This is a genomic window from Paraliobacillus ryukyuensis (assembly GCF_003315295.1).
GTDB lineage: Bacteria > Bacillota > Bacilli > Bacillales > Amphibacillaceae > Paraliobacillus > Paraliobacillus ryukyuensis.
This window is the reverse complement of the sequence record NZ_QNRI01000001.1, coordinates 74279-97075: the sequence shown is the minus strand read 5'-3', so window position 1 is coordinate 97075 and position 22797 is coordinate 74279. Positions and strand designations below refer to the sequence as shown.

At 35.3% G+C, this 22797-nt stretch carries 22 protein-coding genes, 1 pseudogene and 1 other annotated feature; of the genes and pseudogenes, 2 read left to right on the top strand and 21 right to left on the bottom strand.

Going from position 1 to position 22797, the window contains the following annotated elements; all coding sequences use genetic code 11:
• Positions 1-23: 23 nt before the first annotated feature.
• From DES48_RS00500 to rpsU, 21 genes and pseudogenes are all read right to left on the bottom strand, one after another.
• Positions 24-572, bottom strand: coding sequence for a hypothetical protein (locus DES48_RS00500; RefSeq protein WP_079708477.1), 549 nt, complete (start codon positions 570-572; stop codon positions 24-26).
• A 146-nt stretch (positions 573-718) separates the two neighbouring features.
• Positions 719-1840: an RNA polymerase sigma factor RpoD gene (gene rpoD / locus DES48_RS00495; RefSeq protein ID WP_113865991.1), complete on the bottom strand. Its 1122-nt coding sequence runs from the start codon at positions 1838-1840 to the stop codon at positions 719-721.
• Positions 1841-1871: 31 nt separating this feature from the next.
• A complete protein-coding gene (gene dnaG / locus DES48_RS00490; RefSeq protein ID WP_113865989.1) occupies positions 1872-3692 on the bottom strand; it encodes a DNA primase in 1821 nt (606 codons plus the stop codon).
• 319 nt (positions 3693-4011) lie between these two features.
• A complete protein-coding gene (locus DES48_RS00485) occupies positions 4012-4818 on the bottom strand; it encodes a pyruvate, water dikinase regulatory protein (RefSeq protein ID WP_113865987.1) in 807 nt (268 codons plus the stop codon).
• A 17-nt stretch (positions 4819-4835) separates the two neighbouring features.
• On the bottom strand, positions 4836-6929 hold the full coding sequence (gene glyS, locus DES48_RS00480; protein ID WP_113865985.1) for a glycine--tRNA ligase subunit beta: 2094 nt from the start codon (positions 6927-6929) through the stop codon (positions 4836-4838).
• The gene (glyQ, locus tag DES48_RS00475; RefSeq protein ID WP_079708472.1) at positions 6916-7809 is read right to left on the bottom strand and encodes a glycine--tRNA ligase subunit alpha; all 894 of its coding nucleotides are present in this window, start codon (positions 7807-7809) and stop codon (positions 6916-6918) included. The genes glyS and glyQ overlap by 14 nt, the downstream gene beginning before the upstream one ends.
• An 89-nt stretch (positions 7810-7898) precedes the next feature.
• Positions 7899-8073 (bottom strand) — a binding site (T-box leader).
• Between the two features lie 76 nt (positions 8074-8149).
• On the bottom strand, positions 8150-8917 hold the full coding sequence (gene recO / locus DES48_RS00470; RefSeq protein ID WP_342769922.1) for a DNA repair protein RecO: 768 nt from the start codon (positions 8915-8917) through the stop codon (positions 8150-8152).
• 43 nt (positions 8918-8960) lie between these two features.
• Positions 8961-9104, bottom strand: coding sequence for a YqzL family protein (locus tag DES48_RS00465; protein WP_079708471.1), 144 nt, complete (start codon positions 9102-9104; stop codon positions 8961-8963).
• A gap of 107 nt (positions 9105-9211) precedes the next feature.
• On the bottom strand, positions 9212-10114 hold the full coding sequence (gene era / locus DES48_RS00460) for a GTPase Era (RefSeq protein ID WP_079708470.1): 903 nt from the start codon (positions 10112-10114) through the stop codon (positions 9212-9214).
• A 137-nt stretch (positions 10115-10251) separates the two neighbouring features.
• Complete coding sequence (locus DES48_RS00455) at positions 10252-10629, bottom strand: diacylglycerol kinase (RefSeq protein ID WP_113865983.1); 378 nt, start codon at positions 10627-10629, stop codon at positions 10252-10254.
• Positions 10604-11071: an rRNA maturation RNase YbeY gene (gene ybeY, locus DES48_RS00450; RefSeq protein ID WP_113865981.1), complete on the bottom strand. Its 468-nt coding sequence runs from the start codon at positions 11069-11071 to the stop codon at positions 10604-10606. The genes DES48_RS00455 and ybeY overlap by 26 nt, the downstream gene beginning before the upstream one ends.
• Complete coding sequence (locus DES48_RS00445) at positions 11072-13204, bottom strand: HD family phosphohydrolase (RefSeq protein ID WP_113865979.1); 2133 nt, start codon at positions 13202-13204, stop codon at positions 11072-11074. It abuts the gene before it with no gap.
• Positions 13205-13610: 406 nt separating this feature from the next.
• Positions 13611-13858, bottom strand: a pseudogene (locus DES48_RS16535) (transposase); the annotation flags it as partial.
• A 228-nt stretch (positions 13859-14086) separates the two neighbouring features.
• Complete coding sequence (locus DES48_RS00425) at positions 14087-15037, bottom strand: PhoH family protein (RefSeq protein ID WP_079708465.1); 951 nt, start codon at positions 15035-15037, stop codon at positions 14087-14089.
• 3 nt (positions 15038-15040) lie between these two features.
• Positions 15041-16258, bottom strand: coding sequence for a sporulation protein YqfD (yqfD, locus tag DES48_RS00420; RefSeq protein ID WP_113865973.1), 1218 nt, complete (start codon positions 16256-16258; stop codon positions 15041-15043).
• Positions 16259-16379: 121 nt separating this feature from the next.
• Positions 16380-16661 (bottom strand): sporulation protein YqfC, encoded by a 282-nt coding sequence (yqfC, locus tag DES48_RS00415; protein ID WP_113865971.1) that lies wholly within the window; start codon positions 16659-16661, stop codon positions 16380-16382.
• Positions 16662-17074: 413 nt separating this feature from the next.
• The gene (locus DES48_RS00410; RefSeq protein ID WP_113865969.1) at positions 17075-17539 is read right to left on the bottom strand and encodes a hypothetical protein; all 465 of its coding nucleotides are present in this window, start codon (positions 17537-17539) and stop codon (positions 17075-17077) included.
• A gap of 44 nt (positions 17540-17583) precedes the next feature.
• Positions 17584-18570 carry a flotillin-like protein FloA gene (gene floA / locus DES48_RS00405; protein WP_079708461.1) on the bottom strand — a complete coding sequence of 329 codons (987 nt, stop codon included), beginning with the start codon at positions 18568-18570 and terminating at the stop codon, positions 17584-17586.
• Positions 18571-18584: 14 nt separating this feature from the next.
• Positions 18585-19922 (bottom strand): NfeD family protein, encoded by a 1338-nt coding sequence (locus tag DES48_RS00400; protein WP_245911247.1) that lies wholly within the window; start codon positions 19920-19922, stop codon positions 18585-18587.
• A 217-nt stretch (positions 19923-20139) separates the two neighbouring features.
• Positions 20140-20586 (bottom strand): GatB/YqeY domain-containing protein, encoded by a 447-nt coding sequence (locus DES48_RS00395; protein ID WP_113865964.1) that lies wholly within the window; start codon positions 20584-20586, stop codon positions 20140-20142.
• A gap of 56 nt (positions 20587-20642) precedes the next feature.
• Positions 20643-20816: a 30S ribosomal protein S21 gene (gene rpsU / locus DES48_RS00390; RefSeq protein ID WP_067837072.1), complete on the bottom strand. Its 174-nt coding sequence runs from the start codon at positions 20814-20816 to the stop codon at positions 20643-20645.
• 175 nt (positions 20817-20991) lie between these two features.
• Here rpsU and DES48_RS00385 point away from each other — a divergent pair, with 175 nt between their 5' ends.
• Positions 20992-21894, top strand: a complete 903-nt coding sequence (locus DES48_RS00385) for a Na/Pi symporter (protein ID WP_113865962.1) — start codon at positions 20992-20994, stop codon at positions 21892-21894.
• 78 nt (positions 21895-21972) lie between these two features.
• The gene (locus DES48_RS00380) at positions 21973-22533 is read left to right on the top strand and encodes a hypothetical protein (RefSeq protein ID WP_113865960.1); all 561 of its coding nucleotides are present in this window, start codon (positions 21973-21975) and stop codon (positions 22531-22533) included.
• The last annotated feature ends 264 nt before the right edge of the window (positions 22534-22797 follow it).

Genomic DNA, 22797 nt, shown 5'->3' with positions numbered 1-22797 from the left:
GTAGGAGAGAAAACCTAATCTGTTTAACTCACAAAATATACCAAGCAAAAGATAAATCCAACTATTCCAGCAATAGAAAGTAGTTTATTTTTTTGTTTCAATCCAAAACCTATCCAAATGATTAACTGAGTCAATGCTATTAATGCAATAATTAATTGATTTTGGAATAATTGTTGTGATAAATAACTTGTAACAAAAAGGATAATTACTAATAAAATGAATAACGGGTAGTTAGCTGAAAAATCTAACTTGGTCTTTACGATTATATAAAAGCTATAACTAAGTACTATCATCAAACTTCCAAAGCCGACTTGCAAGTAACTACTTAATTGAGTAAAATATAATACAATAAATGTAACTGGTAATAAGAAAATATTTAAAGAAATAATAAGGACATGTAATGGTTTTACACCTGTTGATTCCATAGGGTTTGATTGATTATGATTAACGTTTTCTGTATTTCCTTCTGTATACAATGCTAATAAAAAATCGCAATATTTCTCTGGTAGTAGATGATTTTTTTTCCAATGCTGAATTTCTTTAATAATAATCGTTTTTCTTTCTTCAGGCATGGTAGTTACCACCTCAACATGTTTAATGATTCAACATCTATAGTTTAGCAGGTTTGTAGAGTTGATATAAAAAAAGACACAGTCAATCTGCCCAACTAATCATTAATAATTGGTAGCAAATGACTGAGCCTAATCATTTTTAAATGCTATTCAAGAAAATCTTTAAGTCGCTTACTACGACTTGGATGACGTAATTTACGTAATGCTTTAGCTTCAATCTGTCTAATACGTTCACGTGTAACGCCGAAGACTTTTCCTACTTCTTCTAGTGTTCTTGTGCGTCCATCATCTAAACCAAAGCGCAAGCGAAGTACATTTTCTTCTCGATCAGTTAAGGTATCTAATACATCCTCTAATTGTTCTTTTAATAGTTCATATGCTGCATGATCAGAAGGGGATGTTGCTTCTTGATCTTCAATAAAGTCACCTAGATGGGAGTCATCTTCTTCACCAATTGGTGTCTCTAAAGATACAGGTTCTTGAGCTATTTTAAGGATTTCTCGCACTTTATCCGGTGTTAACTCCATCTCTTCTCCGATTTCTTCAGGAGTTGGCTCCCGACCAAAGTCTTGTAATAGTTGTCGCTGTACACGGATTAATTTATTAATTGTTTCCACCATATGCACTGGAATACGAATCGTTCTAGCTTGGTCAGCAATCGCTCTAGTAATCGCTTGACGGATCCACCATGTTGCATAAGTACTAAATTTAAATCCTTTGCGATAGTCAAATTTCTCAACTGCTTTAATTAATCCCATGTTTCCTTCTTGAATTAAATCTAAGAAGAGCATACCACGACCAACATAACGTTTTGCAATACTTACAACTAAACGTAAGTTCGCTTCTGCTAATCGACGTTTGGCTTCTTCATCACCCTGCTCGATGCGTTCAGCCAAGTTTATTTCTTCTGCTGCTGACAGTAAATCTACACGGCCAATTTCTTTTAGATACATCCGAACTGGATCATTTATCTTTATGCCCAACGGGACACTAAGATCATTTAAATCGAATTCTTCTTCTTTTGCGATTTGTTGCATACTTGGATCTTCTTCCGAATCACCAATGATTTCAATTCCCTGTTCACTTAGGTACTCATAATATTCGTCCATTTGTTCTGATTCTAGTTCAAAGCCAGATAAGCGCTCAGCAACTTCTTCATAAGCTAATACGCCTCGCTTTTTACCAATTTCCAATAATTGTTCTTTTGCTTGATCTAAAGTCAGTTCATTTTCATTTTCTTTTGAACGTGATGGCTTATTATTTGCCATGAGTCCCCCTCCTTCCAAAACTACTGCTATATCATGAATTAGCATTTTTTATTTTTTTTTGTATTTCTAATATTTCCATGCCAATCTGCGCTGCTTTAACGAAGTCTTTTTGTACTTCTGCTTGCTTTTGTGCTTGTTGTAATGATCGGATGGTTGCTTTATCTTCTTGTTCAGCTTTAATCAACCAAATGTAATCTTGAATTTCTTTATCGCTAACATCTGGATGTATTGGTTCCATTGCAATTTCCACTATTTCATTTTTTATTGTAGTATCGTCTATTCGTTCAATGAATTGACTAATATTAGCATTGTTTCCTTCTTCATAAAAAGCATATAAATGCGTCACAATAATTTTATGCAGATCTAGGTTAAAAGAAGCACCAAGTCTTTCTTTTACATTTTCGGCAATCGAGACATCGTGTAACATATAAGCAAGTAATTGCTTCTCTGCCTTATGATAAGCAGGCAATAATTTTTTTTGCTTACTAAAACCAACTTTGTTCCTAGTATGGCTAGATGTTTGTTGGTTATCCTGTTGTACGCCTAATTTCTTCCTACGATCTTTAATTTCCTGCATCATTGTATTTATCGATAGATCATAGGTATTCGCTAGTTCCTTTGCATAGTACTCTCTTTCCATCGGACGTTTGATCGTTGCAAGTTCATCTATTACTTTTTCGATATATTGCATACGATCTCCTTCTAATTGAAGGTTATAATCTTTTTTTAAATACTCCATTAGAAACGTCATATACGTATTGCTTACTTCAATAATTTCATTTTGAAAGCGATTCTCCCCATACTTTACAATGTATGAATCAGGATCTAGTCCTTCTGGGATTGACGCTACTTTCACATTACAATCTACTTGATGCAACAACCTTGCAGCCTTATAAGAGGCATCAATGCCTGCTTGATCGCCATCATAACAGATTATAACCGTATTAACATAGCGATTTAACAGCTTAGCTTGATTTTCCGTAATAGAAGTTCCTAAGGTTGCTACTCCATTCTTAATACCTGCTTGATAAGCTGAAATAACATCCATATACCCTTCAAATAGTACTGCTTGTTCACTATTTCGAATGGTGCTTCTAGCTAAATCAAAATTAAATAACAGTCTACCTTTTTGAAATAAAGCAGACTCTGGACTGTTTAAATATTTTGGTTCTTGATCTGTAATCGTACGGCCACCGAACCCAATACTTTTGCCAAGATGATTTCGGATCGGGAAAATCACTCTACCTCGAAAACGATCACTTGCTTGATTTTGTTCATTTGCTGTTAACACACCAGCACGGATCATTTGTTGTGTATGAAATCCTTTTTTCTCTAAGAATTGCACTACCAATTCTCTTGATTGAGGAGCATAACCCAATTGAAATAAATCAATCATTTCATCGGTAAAACCGCGATCCAATAAATACTGATAAGCTTGCTTACCTTCTTTAGTATGACGTAATAAATGATGATATAATTTAGTTAACCAAGCAAAAGCCTTCAAATGTATCTGCTCTTCACTGTTATTTTCTTGGTCTGTTTCTTGTCCTACCGAAGCAGGCAAGGAATGACCACTTTTTTCAGCTAAATATTGAACGGTTTGCTGGAACGTAAATCCTTCTATTTCCATAAGAAAGGTAAACACATTTCCACCTTTTCCACAACCAAAACAATGAAAAATCTGTTTTTCTTGCGTAACAGAAAATGATGGCGTGTTTTCTCCGTGGAAAGGACAGAGCCCAAAATAATTTCTTCCTTGTTTCTTTAATGAAACATATTCTCCAACGACATCCACAATATCATTAGATCGACGAATTTCGTCTACTGTTTCCTCAGGAATTTGTCCTGCCATTTACATCACCAACATCTAATTTCTATAAAAAGTGAAAAATTCCTGCAACTTTCGACACTTTTTTAGAAAATTATTTATACAGTTTTCTTATTTCTATAATTCCTTAAATTCAAGATGAATAAACCTAACCACAATAAATAGTGTTAGGAAAACAATCTTATATTAGATCATTTTTTCACAAATGTTAATTATAATACAAATATATTAAAAATACTATTTATTTGATTAACAAAAATCCTTTTTTCTAAAAAAATTTAAAAACGGATGAAAAACGTAACAAGCATCAGCATAAAACGTGGCTCGTTACGTTTTTCTCTTTTTACATCGGTGTTTGCATTTGTAAAATTAAATTAGCCGTTTCCTCTACAGCTTTATTCGACACATCAATACATGGGCAACCGATTCGATCTATAATAGATTGAAAATAGTCAAGTTCATAATTAATCCGTTCAAATGTGGCGTAGCTTGCCTCTTGTTTCAACCCTAAAGATTTTAATCGTTCACGCCTAATATCATGCAATTTTCCAGCATTAATTTTTAAGCCTACACATTTTTCTGCTGGTACATGAAACAACACTTCCGATGGTTCTACCTCTGGAACAATTGGCACATTAACAACTTTAAAACTTTTTAAAGCAAGGTATTGAGATAAGGGAGTTTTAGAAGTCCGAGATACTCCAAGTAAAATAATATCTGCTTCTTCAATCCCCCTTGGATCTCGTCCATCATCAAACCTTACCGCAAATTCGATTGCCTCAACGCGACGAAAGTATGCTTCATCTAATCTATGGACCAACCCGGGTTTTAATTCAGGCTTTTGTTGAAAATATCTTTCCATCCCATCAAGCACAGGTCCAATAATATCAATTGCAACAACATTCAATACTTTTGATTTTTCAGCCATGTACTTTCTCAAAGTTGGATTTACCAACGTATAACCAATAATAGCATGGTCATGCACTGCATGATTAATAACTGACTCTAACTTTGCTACTTCTTTTACAAATGGAATACGCACAATTTCATGCTCCATTCGATTAAGAAATTGTGATAATGCCGCTTTGGTAACTTGCTCTGCGGTCTCCCCTACAGAATCAGATACTAAATAGATGATTGACTTCATAATTTCAACCCTTCATTTGCTTAGGCATTTAATTGTTGCTTCCATTCAATTTTACTTAAATCAGCAAATTGATTGATTAAAGCAGCAATTTCATTTAACAAGGATAAACGATTATTTTTTAATTGTTCGTCATCTGTCATCACCATTGTATGATCAAAGAAGTCATGAATAAATGGTGTGAACTGACTTAATGTTTCCAGTGACTGTGTTGCTTCATATGCTCGGATTTGCTCTTGGTATTTCACTTTAATTGCTTGAAAGTTATCATAAAGTTTTTGTTCTTGTGCATTCTGTAACAACGTAGCGTCAACACCTGAATTTGTTCCTTTTTTAGCTAGGTTAAGCACACGAACAAGTGCTTCTTGTGTATCTTTAAAGCTAGTATCATGTCTTTTATCGGTTAACAATGCTGCTTTTTTATAGGCAAAAGAAATATTCCCAATTCCATTTGCCAATACAGCTTCAATAATGTCTTGCTCACTTGTCGCCTCTCTTAAAATATAGGAAGCTCTAGCATAGAAGAACGAGTTGATTTCTTCATCAATATTATCTTCTGATGATTTTTCGATTTCAAGTGTTTGGTAAAGCTCTTTTGTTACATCAATTAATTTTTCTACTGTAACGTCCCAACCAGTTTGTTGTAAGATTTGCAACACACCAATGGCTTGTCTTCTTAAAGCATAAGGATCTTGGGATCCAGATGGTATAATTCCGACAGAAATGCAACCAATAATTGTATCTAATTTATCTGCAATACTAACTGCGGCCCCCTCTGTCGACTGAGGTAATGCATCATTGGCAGAACGAGGCATGTAATGTTCGTTTATTGCTTTTGCAACCTGCTCATTTTCCCCAAATAGACGCGCATATTTCTCACCCATAATACCTTGTAGTTTGGTGAATTCATTCACCATGTTAGTTACTAAATCGAATTTACTAATTTCCGCAGCACGTAATGCATTTTGTTTTGTCGTTTGATCAACATCAAGCAACGTGGTTATTTTATCTGTTAGTGCTCTAACACGTTGAACTTTATCTGCAATTGTACCTAGTTTTTCTTGATATACAATCCGCGATAACTTAGCGTTATATTGTTCAATGGAATGTTTTTGATCTTCCTCAAAAAAGAACATCGCATCGGATAATCTCGCCTTCAGTACTTTTTCATTTCCTTTAGCAACTACTTCAATAGATCTATTATCACCGTTTCTTACTGCTACAAAATAAGGGAGAAGCTCCTCATTGTCACTTAGCACAGGAAAATAACGTTGATGTTCTTTCATGGATGTAATCAGTGCTTCATCAGGTATCGTTAAGAATTTGTCGTTAAATGTACCATAAAATACAGTTGGATATTCAACTAATTGTGTAACTTCTTCCAAAAGGTCACTATCCATTGGAATATGCCAGCCTTTTTCTTGTTCAAGCTGCTTGATCTGATCAGAAATGCGTTCTTTACGCTCGTTACTATCTGCTATTACATATTGAGTAGCTAATAATTCTTCATACATTAAAGGATCCTTAATAGTGACTTGTTCACCGAGGAAACGATGCCCATAAGTGGAATTAGATGTTGACACACCGCCAATTTCAAACGGAATAATGTTCGATTGATTTAAAGCCACAAGCCAGCGAATCGGACGAACAAATCGCATTGTTTTACCAGCCCAACGCATATTCTTTGGAAAAGTAAGATCCATAATGACATCTTTAAAATTAATTAATAATACTTCTGCTGACGCTCCTTGAATGTATTTATTAACAAATGCATAAGATGTGCCATTAACCTCTTTGAAATAGATATCATCTACACTTTTTCCTTGCCCTTTAGAAAAACCAATAGCTGCTTTAGACCAATTCCCTTCCTCATCTACAGCTATTTTTTTGGCAGGACCTTTTGCTTCTTCTTCTTGATCCAATTGCTTATTAGCTAATCCTTCAATCACAACTGCTAATCTTCGTGGGGTTACATATGTTTTCACGCTTTCATAAGGTAAGCGAATGGAAGTTAGCCAATGCTGCGTTTTTTGTTTTAATTGAACTTCTGCATCTGATAAAAAACGAGCTGGCATTTCTTCTAATCCAATCTCGAATAGAATATTAGTTGTTGACATCTTGTTTTCCCTCCTCTTTTAACATTGGAAAACCTAAGCGTTCACGCTCTTCTACATATAATTTAGCAATTTCTCGGGCAAGATTTCGAACACGTCCAATATAACCTGTTCGTTCTGTTACTGAAATAACACCTTTTGCATCAAGTAAATTGAACGTATGCGAGCATTTCAATACATAATCATACGCTGGAAAGACGAGTCCTTTCCCCATGATACGCTGTGCTTCTTTCTCATATGTAGCAAACAGGTCAAATAACATCTCGGTATCCGATTCTTTAAATGTATAAGTAGAATGCTCAAATTCTGGCTGGTAGAAAATATCTCCTACCGTTACTCCATCGGTCCATTCTAATTCAAAGACATTTTCTTTGTCTTGAATATAGGAAGCAAGTCGCTCCATTCCGTAAGTAATCTCAACAGACACAGGTTTTGCTTCCAAGCCACCAATTTGTTGAAAATAGGTAAATTGGGTAATCTCCATGCCATCTAACCAAACTTCCCATCCTAGTCCTGCAGCACCTAAAGTTGGATTTTCCCAGTTATCTTCAACAAAACGAATATCATGCGCCAAAGGATCAATTCCTAGTTTTTTGAGAGATTCTAAGTATAATTCTTGAATATTGTCAGGTGATGGTTTCATAATTACTTGAAATTGATGATGCTGGTATAAACGGTTCGGATTTTCACCGTAGCGACCATCTGCTGGTCGTCTTGATGGTTCTACATAAGCAACATTCCATGGTTCAGGACCAAGACTGCGTAACAATGTCATCGGTGACATCGTACCAGCCCCTTTTTCTACGTCATAGGCCTGCATTAAAATACAGTTTTGATCTGACCAGTGTTTCTGTAATGTTAATATCATCTCTTGAATATTCATATTCTTACCTCCATTTACTGAATCACATATTTTGTTTCAGGTTTAATGAACAAAAGAAAATCCCGTCCCTATAGCTCAAATATTTAAGCTATAGGGACGGGATTCCCGCGGTTCCACCCTACTTGTTATCTAACTAGTATAGATAACCACTTTCATACGATTACTCCAGAATGCCTTCCCTCTATGTTCTATGTTCAGCTTCCACTTTCCTGAACTCGCTAGAATAGAATGGATAGAAGTACTACTTTCTATCAACGTAAAATGTCATTTTGTATTACAGATCATAAGACAAAACTTGTTATTTGTCAAGCAACCACGCAAGTGAGACAAGTTTACACGTTTAATTCTCATACCAATAATTAAATGTATCTAATTGTTTTAAAAATTTTTTTGATTTCAAATAATAACTTCCATACTGATCATAGTAAGCTTCCATCAATTGTTTTAGCAACGCTTTGTTTTCCGGTTTAACGGAAATATTACCTATCTGTTGTAAATCTACTTGTGAAAAAATTTGAAATAGTTTAGTTAACGTTTCTGACAAGTGCACTGCTTGAGGGTCAATGGATAAGCATTGGCTGCAAAGAAATCCGCCTTCTTTTATAGAGAAGGCATAACTTGCTTCCACTCGGCCACAGTTTACACATCTATTCACTACTGGTGCAAATCCAGCTTTATCAAATACTTTTAATTCATACATTAGCATGATAATATCAGGATCTTTATCCATCTCTATTGCTTGCATGGAAAAAATGAATTGTTGGTATAGATACCCTTCAAATGACTGTTTATCTAACATTTTATCAGTTAGCTCAGCTAAATAACTTGCATAAGCTGTTTTTATGATATCTTCTCTTATTTTACGAAACGAAACAATAATTTCCCCTTGTTGCATCGTACCAAGATTAGAGCCTGTTTGAATTAAAAATGAACCATGAATAAAAGGCTGCGTAACGGCAGCCATTCTACTTTTTGGTTTTTTAGCACCTCTTGCAATACAAGCGATTTTACCTTTTTCTTTTGTAAATAACGTTACGATTTTATGTGTTTCCCCATAATCTTGTGTTCGTATAATGATTCCTTCTATTTTTTCAAACAACGGTTTCACCAATCCCTCGCCTCATTGCCAAAACAGTACAGCAGCTTAAAAATTAAAAATTATGATCATATTCCTCTATATCATCTTCAACATAAGCTTCTAAACCATCATTAGTGTCTGCTTCTAATTCTTTCATTAGTAAATAGGTTTCTATGTTTCCTGTTTGACTGAAAAGTTTCCAAGGTAAGTCAATCACAAGAAACCCCACCTTTCCATTTGAGAAATGATTAATTGATGTTTCAATTACTTACTTATAGAATTTCCTTTTGACAACAAAGCATGAGTAAAAATATTTACCAGACATTAATATTCATCTTCTGTGAATCCATATGCTTGCAAGTGCTGGGGGCGATTTCGCCAATCTTTTTGCACTTTCACCCATAGTTCGAGGTAAATTTTGGTTCCCAACAAGGATTCGATATCTTTTCTTGCTTTGACACCGACTTGTTTAAGCATCGTACCTTGTTTACCAATAATGATCCCTTTTTGTGATTTCCTTTCCGTGACAATAGTCGCTTGGACGCGCAATTTCTCATTTTCTTGCTCGTCAATCTGTTCAATTACTACAGCAATAGAATGTGGTATCTCTTCTCTCGTTAACTCAAGTACTTTTTCTCGAATAAGTTCGCTCATAATAAAACGTTCTGGGTGGTCTGTCACTTGATCTTCTGGGTAATATTGTGGTCCTTCAGGTAAATGACTTTTCAGAACATCTAATAAATGCGTTACATTATTTCCTTGTAATGCCGAAATAGGAATGATTTCTGCAAATGACAACTTGTCCTTGTACTGATCAATGAGTTGAAGTAAGGTATCTGGATGTACTTGATCAATTTTGTTTATAATTAGAAAAATCGGGCGTTTAATATTTTTTAACCGGTCGATAATATATTGATCACCACGACCGAAACCTTCTTCTGCATTAATCATAAACATAACGACATCTACTTCATTTAACGTACCTTCTGCTATTTTAACCATAAAATCGCCTAAACGATGCTTTGGCTTATGAATACCTGGTGTATCAATAAAAACAAATTGTGCGTCTTTTTCTGTAAGTACACCTTGAATCGTATTACGAGTAGTTTGTGCTTTGTCACTCATAATAGCAATTTTTTGGCCTATTACTCGATTGATAAATGTAGATTTTCCAACATTCGGTCGGCCAATAATTGTAATAAACCCTGATTTATATGACTTTTCCATGGTGCATCCTCCATTAACTACTTCTTGCAATTATTTTACTATATTTTAGCGTTAATTTCATACGTTCGACAAAAGATCTTATAGCTTTTTTGAACATTAATATTTCGTTCTTTTTCTACAACATGTGCACGTTTTAATTAAAACAATGCGATAATTTTCGGCAAGAAAATAACAAACCCAACAGCAACTGCTACAATAGCTGCAATAAAAACTGCACCAGCGGTAACATCTTTTATTTGACCTACTACTGGATGTTGTTCAGGTGTTAGATAATCAAGCAAATGCTCTACTGCTGTGTTTAATAGTTCAGTAATGATGACTAAACCACTTACTAGGAAAACCATCATCCATTCAAAAGGTGAGATTTGAAATAAGACACTAATGATCGTAATCGCTATAAAGGCAAACACATGCATTTTCACATTCCATTCGGCCGCAAACGCATAGCGTATGCCCTGTAAGGCGAACCTAAATCCAATGCGATGTGGTTTATTCCCGCGAGAGCCCAAACCCATTTAACAATTCCTTTTGTCTATTGAACATTTTTTCTTCATCCGCCTCATTCATATGATCATAGCCTAATAAATGAAGAAAACCATGTAATGCCAAGAACCCTAATTCTCTTTCTAATGAATGGTCATAATCTCCCGCTTGTTCTCGTGCTTTGTCGATGGAGATAACAATATCTCCTAGTACAAGTGGGATATCTTCTCCGATCACCTTTATTTCACCTTCACCGGACTCTTCTAATGCAAAAGAAATAACATCTGTTGGGCGATCAATTTGACGGTAATTTCGATTAATGATTTGAATTTCATTATTATCAACGAAATTAATTGATATTTCTGCTTCCTGCGTCACGTGTTCTTGCTCAGCCGCATAACTTATTAAATTTTGGATAAGATCGATATATTTTTCAGTTACTTGATTTGTTTCATCATGGAAATCAATATGCATTTAAGCTTCCTCCTTCAATTTTTTATCATCAGGATATTGAATCCTTGAATGGTAAATGCCATTCAACGTTTCACTAATTGTTATTTTAACCATTTCTAACTCATTAAACGTTAACGAGCTTTCATTCAATTGACCATCCGTTAATCTGTCATAAATAATATTCTCGATTAGCTGATCAATTTTTTCTTTCGACGGCTCGTCCATAGATCTTACTGCTGCTTCAACTGGGTCACATAGCGCAATAATAGCTGCCTCTTTTGTTTGCGGTTTAGGACCAGGATAACGATACTCTTCCTCATTTACTTTTTTATATGTCTCTTTCGCATTGTAATAAAAATATTTCAGCAAAGTTGTGCCATGGTGTTGTTTGGCGATATCGATAAACGCTTTCGGCATATTATATTGTTTTAGCATCTTAGCTCCGTCATAGGGATGAGCCATAATAATGGCAGCGCTTTGCTTTGGTTCTATAAAATTATGCGGATTTTGAATACCCATTTGATTTTCAATAAAATAGTGGGGATATTTTGTTTTACCAAGATCATGGTAATAAGATGCTACCCTAGCCAATAACCCATTTGCTCCTATTTTTTCACAAGCGGCCTCGCTAAGATTAGCAACCATCACACTATGATGATACGTTCCAGGCGCCTCTGTCAGTATTTTTCTTAGTAATGGATGATTTGGACTTGCCAATGTTAATAATTTCGAGTCAGACAAAATTCCTAATCCTGATTCTAAAAATGGGAGACTGCCTAAAGTTAATGCAGAGGCAATTAAACCAGACGCCGCACCATAGCCACCAAAAACTAAGAAGTTTGTCCATTCGTACTTTTCATACGATAGAAATAAAAATAGTGACACCGCACAAATGTTAATAACGATAAGTCCTATACTGCCTTTTAAGATTGCAGGACGGTCTTTCGTATTATAGATAAATAATATCGCACCTAACTGCGACATTAAAAAGTATAAACCGGCCTCAATATTTAATGCTCCAGGAATCTGTCCATTAAAAATAACGCTACCAATAATCGAGAATACGATGGCAAATGTAACAGCTGTGCGTTCACGAAACAATAGTTTTATCAGCATGGCACCCACAGGAACTGGTAGCAGATAATACAAAGGATTCGTTTCTGTTGCATAATAGCTTACAAATTTCATGAACGCAACCATTAATAAACTAATAATGATAAAAGCAAGACACGATCGAATACCGACTTCAATCTGTTTGTTTAGGTGTGTTAGATCATACAAAATATAACCTATTATTAACAAAACAAGCATGAACAATCCAATAACTGGATATATGTTTCGGTCATCATTTAACAGCCCTACTAACTTTAATTGCTCATAAATTTCATTTGTGATTGTTTGTCCTTCTTGAACTATCACCTCTCCCGCACGGATGGTGACGGGTTCAACATTATTGACTGCTTGTTTTTCTGCTTCATTTGTCTGTTCAACAGAAAAAAATGAATTCTCTACAATAGCAAATGACGCGACATCCGATAAAGCAGATTTTACCTTACTTGATAAACTAGAAAAACGCAATCGTTCATTAAAACGATCCAACGAATCAGTAACATCTTCTGTTCTGATGCCTTCATTAAAGATAGTATGCAAGGTTGTTGTTACTAGCTCTTTTGAGATGGAACGATCATTTTCATTTGCATCAAACAGGACAGACAGTGTTTTCTGATCAATCTGAGCAATAATTTCAGGACTGAGCATCTGTTGTAAATCTTGTACATAATCGACTGTTGTTAGCTCCTCTTCCTCTGATGTCGAATTCGATTGCGATTTTAAAGTCTTAATTGCATCAAATATCTCTTCTACATAACCAATTCGTTCCTCTGTTATTTCAGAGGATATATAATAGCGATCATCAATTGCTTGAATGGCCTCTCTGCGTCTTCTTTCTGTCTCTTTGGTATCCTCAATGGTAATGGGAGAACGTATCGTTTCCTTTGCATTACTAAATCGATTGATATCATACGTTTTTGTGTATACATTTGTCAACATAAATAAGAAAAAGATTATTCCGATAACAAGTGTAGCTAAAATAATGACGATAAAATGATTTTGTGTCAACATGGTATGAAAAAACTTGCGCCACTTGTCGTTCATGTATATTTCCCCTTTTTCATCTAATAGAAACCAGTAATCTATCTTTGATAAAACGTAATGACATGTTTTTACTTTTATCATACACGGAAAGCGTATTATTGTATAGCTTTCATCATTAATCTAGGGATATTTTATGGTTCTCTGGCACATGTGGTGGCGTAATTTTCACTCCACCATCTCTTTTTTTACACTTACATTATTAATCATACTTGCACCTGAACCGCAATGGAAATATACTCGCTTTCCTCGGGCATGGCCTCGGGCACACAGGACGTGACGGTTTTCGTCTAACTTCTAGACGCTTAACCAAGTGGATCTTCGGCTCGTGGGACTGCGATTACTCGTCCCATCGAAAACATTTGCTGTTCCCGTAGGAGTCTCGCATATTTCCTCTGCTAAGGTACTTTTATAATAAGACGCTTCTTATCTCTTGACGCCCCAGTATCTTCTTTTTCAATCGCTCAAAACTCTTAGTGCCATAAGATATGCATTTCGTCACTTTTATTGTGTTGTTCACACCCTCAATATACCATTATTAAAAGGATACATAAACGATTGCAGGATTTCTTGTTTCCAACGTTTAAATGTTTTTGCGACCTTGTGAAAAGCGTCTATATTTGATGTTCTCTTTTCTTTCAGACATGCCTCTACCCTTCTTTGGCAGTCTTTTCCTCATTATAATCAAATTGTTTTGCACGCTTTCCCTCTCCATTTTCTTTTTGTCTACAACTTTAGGGGAACAAAAGAGAGGGGTTGCTTGTATTTTTTTACTTCTATGGAAGCTTTGAGAAATCAAGAGATACCACCACATTTAGTATAGAGCCTATTTTATAACTAGAAATACACAAAAACAGACCTGAATCCAGGTCTGCTTTTGTATATTTATTCAAATGCATCTATAATTTTTTGGACAAGTGGGTGACGAACAACATCTGCTTGTTGTAAATAAATAAAAGATATATCCGAAACGTCTTTTAATTTGGATTCCACTACTTTTAATCCAGATTGCACACCATTTGGTAAATCGACCTGTGTTATATCTCCTGTGATAACCATTTTAGATCCAAAACCTAATCGTGTTAAAAACATTTTCATTTGTGCATGTGTTGTATTTTGCGCCTCATCTAATATAACAAACGCATCATCTAATGTTCGACCTCGCATGTAAGCAAGTGGCGCAATTTCAATCGTACCACGCTCAATTAATCGCAAGGTATATTCAGTTCCTAACAAGTCATGAAGGGCGTCATATAACGGTCTTAAATAAGGGTCTACTTTCTCTTTTAAATCGCCTGGTAAAAAACCTAAACTTTCTCCAGCTTCTACTGCAGGTCTTGTTAAGATAATTCGTTTGACGCTTCCACTCTTAAGTGCTTGTATTGCCATGACCACTGCTAGATAAGTTTTTCCGGTTCCAGCAGGCCCAATACCGAACACTAAATCATGTGCTTTAATTGCGTTAACATAACTTCGCTGACCTAATGTTTTGACACGAATGGGTTTCCCTTTTGCGTTCTTTATAATTTCATCTTCAAACAGTGTTTCAAATTGATGTATTTTACCTTTTTTTGCAAGTTCTACTGCATAAACGACATCTCTTTCAGAAATCGTCAGTCCTTTTCGAATTACTTTTAATAACGCATGTAAGATTTCTTCAATTAAAACAACTTCTTGTTCATTTCCAGAAATACGAACTTGCTCGCCACGTGTAATAATCGACACTTGCAATTGTTGTTCGATCTGTTTTAAATGTTTGTCTTCTGCTCCAAATAAGGCAAGTGCTTCATTTGGATCTGTAATTTGTAAATCAATAAGATGTAAGGCTTCTGACATAAACTAATCTCCTTGAGAAAGGTCTTGTATTTTTGCTATATTTTCCTTAACGGTAAAGTATAAGCGTAATTTTACTTTACCATTCTCAGAAGTTTCGTGCAAAATTTTTTCGCTTTTAATTTCAGCTTCCCGTCCTAATTGCTGTAGTAAATTTTTTTTTGCTTGTGATATGCCAGCAGTTTTTGCCTCAGCAAGCGTACGTTTTTCTTGGACATGTCTTTGTTCATATGTATCTTTTCTTATAATATTAATCGGCAATTCCCATTGAAAAAAGTGAATAGACTTTTTTTCAATCTCAGCTTGTGATTGTTCAAATTCTTGTTGAAAAAAACCCCAGATTGGTAAAGCTATTTTCCCCCAATTTATGAAATACTTGCTTGTCATTTCTCCCGATAACGTTTGATAGTCTGCTTCTAATGGGATGGTAACATTAGATTCGTACCAAGTATCTGCGTAAATATCCGCTTGGGCAGCTACTTGATTTTTGTTTGATGTGTCTTCTTCTTCTTCTGCCTCTTCTTTTCCTTGTGAAAGATCAGCCGCTACTAGCTTGTCCCCTTTTTTTACATAATCATTCAAGTCCACTAAAGGTCTTCCTTTTGATACATACATTTCAGTAATAACACCTGATTTTGCTGCAATAATATCATGTGGGGAAGGTTGTTCTCTTTCAGACACCTGTGTTTTCTCTACTCCTTCTAGTGCATACGTGGTTCCCTGTTCTTTTACACCAACCCATAGTAATTCTGGAATTTCATCTAAGAGTAATTGTTGCATATCGCCAACTGACTGAATCGAGAATTTCAGTTTCCCTACATAAATCCCATTCTCATCAAGTGTGGTACGTATTTGTTTCTCAATTTCCGGTCGGACACCTTCAATATTAATTTTCCATACCATATTCGATAACAAGATGATTAATAGTAAGCTAGCTATTAATCCAAGTACAAATGGTTTATTTGCTGTCGTTCTTTTACATATAAATGGTATGCCCTTTTTTTCTATAAAAGAAATTTTATAACGGGTTTGCTTTCTTAATTTCCGCATGTTTTTTATATCATGAATGTAGATATTCCCCAAGCAGTGTGTTTGATCTATTTTTTTTATATGCCACACATTAATATTATTTCGTACACATAAATCAAAAAATAGCTCTGGATGATATCCAACTACTTGTATTTGTACATACCCTCTAAACCAAGTGGCCTGTATATTATTCATTTTATTGCCTCCAATAGCTAACTTTTGTTAAATGCATGCCTGAGGTGGTTTAAACCGCAAACAGTCGTTGCTCTTTTGTAATTGTTTATGCCTACGAAAAATGCTAACTACGACTTCAATATCATTGTGTTACATAACTAATAGTAGAGATTATGCCTTCAATTAAGATTTCTTCAGGTAAAAGTGTCTTAATGACAAAATTTCGCCCTGTTATTTTAAGCTTTCCTTTAGACATTTTTAACTGAATTTCATCTTCGTTAAAGATTATTAAACCTTGATGATTTTCTATGTAAGCATGAAATTGCCCAATAGTTGTGACTCTAGGCAACTCCAATACCACATCAGAAGGTAATTTCAGATGATTGGTTAACCAATTGTCGATTCGTTGATGCCATCTATTCATCCAGATACCCTCCTCCATCTTTAATATATGTATGGTTAAAAAGAAACAGAACTAGGAAAAGGGAAGCTGTTATTTTTATTGATCTTCAAGTACTTGCACTTTGTCTATTTTTAGTACCTGAAGTGAATTTGGCGATTGAGGTGCAAAAAGAGGCTCTGACAAAACTTTTGTTGTATAGGGAGTTGTTTTAAATATATATTACTTCGCTTTATACCAATCTTTAAGCTTTCGAGTTATATTGACAATAACTACGGTTTAACTCCCCTCGCTTTTTCTAGCCATTCATTGTCATGTTTATTCCTAAAGGTGATATGTACTATCTCCATATAAAAAAACGCCACCTCAACTATTGGGGTGACGTTACTAATAACAGTATTGGTTGTTTCCCAACACCATGTAATCTGGGAAGACAGTTATTGTTTGGTATATTTTTTTTGTTGATATGGTTTTTTAGCTCTTGGTGGGCCTAACACTTCCGACATAATCACACTTTCAGCTAAACCTTCTTTTGAAATATTTCTTGCAACTGAAAAAGCTGTTTTTCTTTGCTTTGTTTTCGGTTTGGATTCCTTCTTTACTTTCAACTCTTGATACTTTTGCAATGCTTGTTCATATTGGCTTGATTCAGGATCCACACCGAGATTCGATTGTAATTGCTTCAATTGTTCTTGTTTTTCATCAAAATAAGTCTGCAATTCAGCTGACTGTCTTGGCTTTTGCGTCTTTTCCGGCCGTTCAACAGGTTTTTGCTGCGTTCTTGATTGTGTTGGACGAGGAGATGATTTTGTTTCCTCTTCCTCATCCTTTTTCCCGAATAAACTTAACAACCCACCACCTGCTGCAAATAACAAGGTAAGGATCGTCAAAATATTATCCACTTGCCATCACTCCTTTACAAATGAACGGCATCGAATGTTTTAACTTATTCTTCATCTGAATCATCATTTGATAATTTACCGATAGAATCGCGCATATCTGTATCTGCATCAATATTCTTATAGTTCATGTAATCCATGACACCCATATTGCCTGAGCGCAATGCTTCAGCTAATGCTTGTGGTACATCCGCTTCGGCTTCTACAACTTTCGCGCGCATTTCTTGTACACGTGCAACCATTTCTTGTTCTTGCGCAACAGCCATTGCACGACGTTCCTCAGCTTTCGCTTGTGCAATATTCTTATCAGCTTCAGCTTGATCAGTTTGAAGAATAGCACCAATATTTTTACCGATATCTACATCAGCAATATCAATGGATAAAATTTCGAATGCAGTTCCAGCGTCAAGCCCTCGATTTAACACATTATGAGAAATAGAATCCGGGTTTTCTAATACCGCCGTATGTGCTTCTGAACTACCAATTGTACTTACTACACCTTCACCTACACGTGCGATAACAGTATCTTCTCCAGCACCACCGACTAAACGATCGATATTTGCACGAACTGTAATTCGTGCTTTTGCTTTTACTTCAATTCCATCCATTGCAATACCAGCAATAAAAGGTGTTTCAATTACTTTTGGATTAACGCTCATTTGAACAGCTTCTAAAACGTCACGTCCAGCTAAATCAATCGCTGCGGCACGCTCAAAACTAAGTTCAATATTGGCACGTTGTGCAGCAATTAATGCATTTACCACACGGTCAACATTACCACCAGCTAAGTAATGACTTTCCAATTGATTCGTATTGACATCTAATCCGGCTTTATGTGCTTTGATTAACGGATTAATTACTCGAGCAGGTACTACTCGACGTAATCGCATACCAATCAATGTAAAAATACTAACTTTCACACCTGCCGCTAAAGCACTAATCCATAGCATCACTGGAATAAACGTGAATAATATAGCGACCGCTATAATGATGATTCCAATAATGACGAGTGATAAAATTTGTTCGTTTGTCATTTTATTGTTTCCTCCTAATTCGTGTCAATTTCTCTTACAACTACTCTAGAACCTTCTGTTTTCATAATTTTAACTGGTCGTTGACTAGCGATATATCCTCCCTCAGAAACAACATCTAGTCTTTCACCGTTGAATATAGCTGTCCCAGCTGGTCGAAGTGGGGTAACGGTTGTGCCTTCTAATCCAATCAGTTCTAAACGATTGACAGACGATACGTAACCTTTTTCAGTCGTTGTCGCATCATTAAGGATAATATGTCTTAGAAAACCTTTCTCTAAACCAATTAATTTATACATTAACACAGCTGTAATGATTGCTACAACAAAAGCGATAGCAATACTTATACTCATTTGACCGATATCAACTGCTGACATGTATAACGAACCAACCAATGCACCTACACCTAGGAGGCCGATGATACCACCAGGAACAAAGATCTCAGCTATAATTAAGACAAGACCTAAAATTAATAGAATAATTGCTTCGTAACCAGCAAAGCCAGCAACAATATGTCCGTAGAAAAATAAAACAAGCGATACAAGTCCAATTGATCCAGGTATTCCAAATCCTGGTGAATATAATTCAACAATTAAACCAATGCTGGCTAATGATAATAAAATCGGTACGACAGTTGAATTTGTAAAGAAACGGGCTAGCTCTTCTGAAAAAGTTACTTCTGTTTCAACAATTTTCGCATTACTAAGTCCAAGTTCATTCAACAATGCGGTACGATGATTAACTACCGCTTTGGCATAACCTACCTCTACGGCTTCTCGTGGACCAAGGGTTAAATACTTACCTTCCCCAGCATTATATTCCGGCAAATCAACCGAAGCATCTGCCATAGCTGCTGCATATAAAGGATCTCTTCCCTTTGACTCTGCTGCACTGCGCATTGCACTTAACCAAGCTGATTGCGCCTTCTTATTAGCTGCAGTTCCATCTGAATTAATGACCCCACTTGCACCCATTGTTGCTTGTGGTTTCATGTATATATTATCTGTATTCAGCGCGATATAAGAACCAGCAGATAGCGCTTGACTTGTAATAAATGAAGTGGTTTCAATATTTAAATCCTGCAATAACTCAGCTATATCATTTGCTGCATCTACACGTCCACCAGGTGTATTCAATTCGAAAATGATATGATCAGCATTCGCTGCTACAGCTTCTGAAGTTGTTCGGTCTAAAAACGCTTGTAAACCTCTTTCTACTTCTTTTTCAATTGGAATGACATATACGAGCTTACCATCGCCAGAACCTGCTGCATAGGCGCTATCATTTGAATGAAAACCAATTATTCCAAGAAAGCTAACACAGAGGATGATTATTAATAAATTTAGTTTTTTCACATTACCCCTCCCCTCCACTAAACCATTATGTATACTATCTACGAGCATAAAAATTAAAAAGTTCCATGTTTTCATAATTTTTTCAATAAGTTTCTTAATTAAGTTTCATTTAATAATACAGTACATATTATTAAACAACTTAGTTAAAAATAATCCCCTATCACGAAATAGATGCGATAGGGGATTATTTGTTATAAAACCATTAAAATAAACAGATTTATGATAGGTGTTTTTGTACTAGTTGTTTTACTTCCGTACCATCTGCTTTACCTTTTACTTTAGGCATTAGCGCACCCATTACTTTACCCATTTCTTTTTTAGAAGTAGCATTTACTTCTTGAATGGTTTGTAAAACAATTTGTTCTAATTCTTCACTTGAAAGCTGCTCAGGCATATATACTTGTAAAACGTTTAATTCATCATTTAATTTTTCTACAAGATCATCGCGTCCAGCTTCTTTAAATTCATGGAGGGAATCTTTCCTTTGTTTTACCTCTCTTGATAAAACAGTGATCTCTTCTTCTTCTGTTAACTCGTCTTTACCAAGTTTAATCGCTTCATTTTGTAAAGATGCTTTCACCATACGTATAACGCTTAGTTTTTCTTTATCTTTACTTTTCATCGCTTCTTTCATATCTTGATTAAGACGTTCTAATAATGACATTCTACTTCTACACCCTCTTTTAGGAAAAAAAGAACTTTCCATTCATGCAATTAGAATTACTTACGTTTTCTAGCTGCCTCAGATTTTTTCTTACGGCGAACACTAGGTTTTTCATAAAATTCACGCTTACGATATTCAGACAATGTACCAGATTTGGATACACTGCGTTTAAAGCGACGAAGAGCATCTTCAAGAGACTCGTTTTTACGAACGCGAGTTGTGTTTGACATGCTAATTTCCCTCCCTCCGAAGCATCAACAATTTAATATGACATATGTAAGGTGTACATATGCCTCTACCATATTATAATATAAGGTTTTTTCCAGGTCAACTTTTGATTTTATCTATTGGCTTTTTCATGAATGTCATGTCCTGTCCATATCGTTAATAAGAGGAGGTTAACGAATGGAGCTGCTATCTTATCTAGGTGTATATCTAATACTATTTTTCATGGGCATGCGTTTGTTACAAAATGGATTAATATTTTATACGGAATCTAGATTAACAGATTGGATTTCATCAAGTACCAATCATCTGGTTAAAAGTGTTCTAATCGGTATGACAGCAACTGCTTTGCTACAAAGTAGCTCTGTTGTATTAATCATTACGATTAGTCTAGTAACGATTGATGTATTAACTTACAAACAAACAATAGGCATTATTCTTGGTGCAAACATTGGTACCACAATGACAGGTGAATTACTAACAATCAATCATATACTCCCATATCCTTTAATTTTTGTAATTGGCGTAATTTGTCTCATTTTAAATAAACAAAAAATTTATTATTTTGGTTGTGTTTGTTTAGGCCTGGGTAGTATTTTTATTGCAATGAATGGTTTTCAATCTTTAATGCCCATTGTCAATCGAACCTTCACTTTTACAGAAATTTTCACTACAAACGAATATGTAGTCAACGGAATTGTTATTGGCACAATCGCCAGTGCCATTCTTCAATCGTCCAGCGCAACATTTGCTTTAACTGCAGCGATGGTACAGGAAGGAGTAGTTCCATTAGCAAACGCTATTGCGATTATATTGGGTTCCAATATTGGTACTTGTGTGACTGGTTTAATCGCAGCAATCACGGCTTCAAAACAAGCGAAACTTGTTGCCATCACACACACAGCTTTTAACATTATAACAGTCTGTATCGCCGTTCCCTTCTATTCATTTTTGCAATCGATCGCTGTTCAATTAGCCACAGAACCAATACAGCAGCTGGCACATATTGCTGTTATATTTAATGTATTTTCAGTATTAATCGTTCTTCCTTTTATCCCGTTTATTATTAATAAGTTAACTTAAATATTGTTACGATTTTTCAAGTGAATTTGAAACCACCTAGAACCCTTGGACGTACAATTATATAAGGAGGTGATAATCATGACATTTATTATACTTGGAATTGCAACATTATTATTATTAATAATCTTTCTACTTGCTGATAAATTTACCCCTTATTCATCTATGATGAGTAGTTTCAAAGCAGGAACATATAAAAAGACGATAATTGTTTTAACAGTTTTGTCGATAGGCTTTCTTGGTTACGGCATTTATTATGAAGTAACGTATCAACCGCCTTATCTAGATATACAAGTCGAAGGAGAAAATTATACAGTATTTGGAGACATCGGAGAGGTTGGTTATTATGCTGATCAGCTAGTGAAAAAAGACGAAGAAGTTCACCTTCATTTAGTCACATGGGATACATTAAATGAAGAAAAAGCAGAGATAGTAATTAACTATCCTTCTGGAACAAAAGAAACATGGGAAACTGAATTAACGCCATTAGGAAATACATCTATCTCATCATTAACAGAAAGTCATCAAATAAAAGGTATTTACCAATTAGCACCCTATACTTTTAAAGAGCAAGGCAATGTTCAACTGCAAATTCAAAGTGGAGATGAAACTAAAGAGTTAACCATAGAAGTTCATGATTAAAAATGATGATGGTAAAATATATGACGTTGGTGAGTAGAAAAAAATTCACGAACGTCATTTTTAAATTTATCTTTTAAGTGATGGTGTCACTTTTGTTTGAACATCTATAAAAGATGAGGAATAATGTTTATTCCTCTGCGGAAATCGGCTTGCTTTCGGAAGGCACGCTTCAGCTAACTTGGTAAAAAAATCACTTTACCAAGTAGATCTTCAGCTCGCGCTGTTTCTGCAGAGTCGCGCCTATTTTCTCCACTCTGTGCCTTC